At 59.7% G+C, this 3615-nt stretch carries 4 protein-coding genes and 1 pseudogene; 3 read left to right on the forward strand and 2 right to left on the reverse strand.

What is annotated here, in order from left to right; all coding sequences use genetic code 11:
* The first annotated feature begins 101 nt into the window (after positions 1 to 101).
* Positions 102 to 1511, forward strand: coding sequence for an IS1380 family transposase (locus F3K02_RS20925; RefSeq protein ID WP_177137572.1), 1410 nt, complete (start codon positions 102 to 104; stop codon positions 1509 to 1511).
* Positions 1512 to 1554: 43 nt separating this feature from the next.
* A complete protein-coding gene (locus F3K02_RS27330) occupies positions 1555 to 1737 on the forward strand; it encodes a hypothetical protein (RefSeq protein ID WP_218179533.1) in 183 nt (60 codons plus the stop codon).
* Between the two features lie 30 nt (positions 1738 to 1767).
* On the opposite strand, the gene F3K02_RS20930 is transcribed toward F3K02_RS27330, so the two are convergent.
* On the reverse strand, positions 1768 to 2331 hold the full coding sequence (locus tag F3K02_RS20930) for a hypothetical protein (protein WP_177137573.1): 564 nt from the start codon (positions 2329 to 2331) through the stop codon (positions 1768 to 1770).
* Between the two features lie 583 nt (positions 2332 to 2914).
* Here F3K02_RS20930 and F3K02_RS20935 point away from each other — a divergent pair.
* Positions 2915 to 3430: pseudogene (locus F3K02_RS20935) on the forward strand (winged helix-turn-helix domain-containing protein); the annotation flags it as partial.
* Positions 3431 to 3464: 34 nt separating this feature from the next.
* On the opposite strand, the gene F3K02_RS20940 reads toward F3K02_RS20935, so the two are convergent.
* On the reverse strand, positions 3465 to 3615 hold a 151-nt coding region (locus tag F3K02_RS20940; protein WP_177137574.1), incomplete at its 5' end, for a transposase.

Below are 3615 nucleotides of genomic sequence, written 5' to 3' on the forward strand. Positions count from 1 at the left end.
CCTGAATCCGTGACCTCACAGTCGCGTTCAGGGTAAATCCTCATACGAATCAAGCACGTGAACCCCATCTGCCTCGCACCCTGCAGGTGAAGGAAGCGCAAATGGCTGATCCGGTTGAATTTATTGTCAAGAAGCTGCCCTACGATTTGAGCAGCCATGGCGGTCTGGCCTTGGTCGGGCGGCTGTTCAAGCGCATCAACCTGCCCGCGATGATCGACCCGAAGTACCCGGTGCAGACCGAGCGAGGTGGCATCGCCAACAGCGATATCCTCAAGTGCTACCTGGGCCTGCTGACCCTGGGCAAGAACGATTTCGAGGCCGTCGAGGGCTTTCGCTCCCAGCGCTTTGTGCACCAGGCGCTGGGCCTGCGCGCCGTGCCATCGAGCGCCACGCTGCGTCAGCGCTTTGACGCCATGGGCACCGAATGGAGCGAACTGGCCGACCGGATCAACCGCGCCGTGCTGAGCCTGCACATCAACGGCGCGCCCATCGACTTTGGCGCCTTGAGTACCGGCCATCTGCCCTTGGATATCGACACCTTCGTGATGGACCAGAGCGACACGGCCAAGGAAGGCGTGTCCTACACCTACGCCGGGGTGGACGGCTACTGCCCCATCGCGCTGTACCTGGGCACACGCGGCTACTGCCTGGAGCTCGATCTTCGCGCGGGCAGCCAGCACAGCGCCTGTGAGAGCGAATACAACATCGAGCGTGCGCTGGGCATGGCTTGCGCCGTCAGCGCCGCAGCGGCGTTTTTGCTGCGTGCGGACTCGGGCTTTTGCTCGCAGCACCTGATCACGCAGACGCTGGAGCAAGCGGCCCGGCTGGGCCGTCAGGTCGATCTGCTGATCAAGTGGAACCCGCGCAGCGCGCCGGTCGAGCAAATCGCCACGCAGCGCTGCGCCGACACAGCCACCGTGTGGACGCAACTTCGAGTGGGCAAACGGGAGTGCCTGTGGACCGAGGCGCTGAGCGCCATCGAAGTGACGGACACACAAGGCGCGATGGCGCATCGCACCCTGCGCCACCCTTTGCGTCGTGTTTACCGCCTGACCGAGCGCAGCATCGACAGACGAGGCAACGCCTTGCTCTTGCCCGAGTACGTGCTCGAAGGCTGGACCACCACGCTGGGGCCGCAGGTGGGCAACGAAGAGGTCATCGCGCTGTACCGCGACCACGCCACGCACGAGCAGTTCCATGCCGAGTTCAAGACCGACATGGATCTGAGGCGCCTGCCCTCGGGCAAGTTCGCCACCAACCACCTGGTGTGCGCCCTGGCGGCGGTGGCGATGAACCTGTTGCGCATCGTGGGCCAGCACACGCTGCACGAGAGTGACAGCCCGCTGAGGAAGGCCGCGCTGCGTCGGCGCATCAAGACGGTGATGCAGGAGATGATGTTCAAGGCCGCGCGCATCATCAGCCACGCCAGGGGTTGGGTGCTGGGGATATCGGGCAGCGACTCGGGCTTTGCGGTGTTTGAGCGCGCCTTTGGAAAGATGAAGGCCGCGTAGCGCCAGCTGCGGCACCGGGCTCATCTGCTTGAGCAGCCGAGGCATGAACTCACGGATGGACGGCAACGCGGTGAACTGCGCGATGGGGTGCGCGCGCTCATCGACAGCGGGCTCCCAAACGCTCTGTCCGGAGAGCCTCCATGCCCCTGCCGCAGCTGCCAACCTCAGCGATTTGGATGCCAAGGCCTCGCAATCAAGCGAATTCAACGAATCGAGCATCGATTGAACTTGCATTGGCCTGTCGCGGCATTCGAGGTCACGGATTCAGGATACAGGTGTGCGACCTCACCGCGATCTGAATGTGGTTCTTCATGCGGAACTCTGTACCTGGATACGTTGGAGCGCCCTCTTGGAATGCGGAACGCACAGAGTCGTAGCTGGCCATTTCCATTAACTCGCGGGTGGCGTGAAGTGTATCGATCACGAGGCAGTCCAAATTTTTGGACCAAAGTTTGCCGTCAGGCGCATTTTCAGGGAGTGGAGAACCCAATGCTTCGAAGTCGGTTGCAAGAACCTCATGGGCAAGCGAAAGTTGTTCAAGCGCCGGTTGCTCGAAGAGGTTCAAGCACAGCCCAAGATCGATGATCGCTCCAATGACCGCGGGCGTCTTGTCAGTAATGCCCTTCCAGCGCATTCGCTCCTTGGAGAATTCAAGGACGCGAGCTGGATCATTTTCCCAGAAATAGATACCTTTCCCCAGCCAATCGTGAGCATTGGCGCTACTGTTCAAATGGCTTTCAGGATTGTTGAGGATCTTGTTTACGGTATCTTCATCGGTCCCGTGGAATCCCAACACCCAATTAGGCAGGCGTTGATACAAGCCTAGCCCCCGTACCGGCTCGTCAGCTTCCCGCCTTTGGTCAGTACACCCCGCTTAACGTAATAGGCCTTCAACTCGGTTGGGTCGCTACGCAAGGCGGCCATGCGCTCCGTCAGCCTACGCTTGAAGTCAGCTTCGACAATGGTGTGGCTCACCAAACGCCCGTTGCTCATCCAAACTGCATCCGACTGACGAGCATGGGCCGCACCTGGTCGCACTACCAGCGTGATGCCTGGCTCAGCGCCTTGACGTGGGCGTTTGGTGGTTGCGACGGGCATGGGGTTTTTTGGTGATCTAGTGATTTCGCGATTCTGTGATCGCGCGCAGTAAGTGACATTGTGATCGAAAACACCTTGCCAAATTTGTGATCCGGAAAAGCGCACACGGAACTGTGTGAAAAACACGCAACACTTCACGCACCAACCGGCTGCGTTGGTCACTGGATCGCCAACGGTGCGGCGCCCTGCTTTGCTCCCTTCGTGCGCAGTGCCTTGCCAAGCGCTGTGTCCGGGCTGAGCCACCTATAGATAAGATAAGGCCCAATAAAGTATGAACTTTGTCTGATTTTCCTGATCAGAGAGTCATGCAAAAAGAAAGCGCAAGAAATCAAACATTGGAGCAACTTCACGAGCGGCGCAAGCAGGTCGTGAGGCTGTACAAACAAGGCATCAAGATCATGCAGATTGTCACGATGACCGGGCTGAGCTACCCGAGCGTGCGAGGAGCCATCGATCTGTTTGAGGCCGGCGGCTGGAGCGCCATCCGACCGGCGCTGCGTGGGCGCGCCAGAGGCGATGGCCGAGTGCTCAGTGTGGCCCAGGAAGACACCATCCAGCGCATGATCATCGACAAGCGGCCCGAGCAGCTCAAGATGGATTTCAGCTTGTGGAGCCGCGCTGCGGTGGGTCAGCTCATCGAACAAGAATTCGGCATCAAGCTGCAAGCGCGCAGCGTGGGCAAGTACCTCACCCGCTGGGGCTTTACGCCACAAAAGCCGATCCAAAGGGCCTACGAGCAAAGCCCTGCGGCGGTGCAGGCGTGGTTGCAGGGCGAGTACCCCGGCATCGAGCAGCGCGCCAGAGCTGAAGGGGCTGAGATTTGACCTTGCCCCTGAAAAGTGGAGTTCTTAGAACTTATCCGTAAATTATGTTTACCGTGAGCTTCACTTTGCGGAACGCGATGATGGCGGCGGCGATGTGGTTGAGTGCGACGAAACTGCGTTCGAGTTTTTCATACCGCACGAGCAGCTTGCGAAAGCGATTGAGCCAGCTGTGGCAAACCTCG

Source organism: Hydrogenophaga aromaticivorans (assembly GCF_013387465.1).
GTDB lineage: Bacteria > Pseudomonadota > Gammaproteobacteria > Burkholderiales > Burkholderiaceae_C > Hydrogenophaga > Hydrogenophaga aromaticivorans.

Bases quoted from the DNA above. Each gene is read 5' to 3' on its own strand.
- F3K02_RS27330 (WP_218179533.1), top strand. From the start codon at position 1,555: ATGAACTCACGGATGGACGGCAACGCGGTGAACTGCGCGATGGGGTGC.
- F3K02_RS20925 (WP_177137572.1), top strand. From the start codon at position 102: ATGGCTGATCCGGTTGAATTTATTGTCAAGAAGCTGCCCTACGATTTG.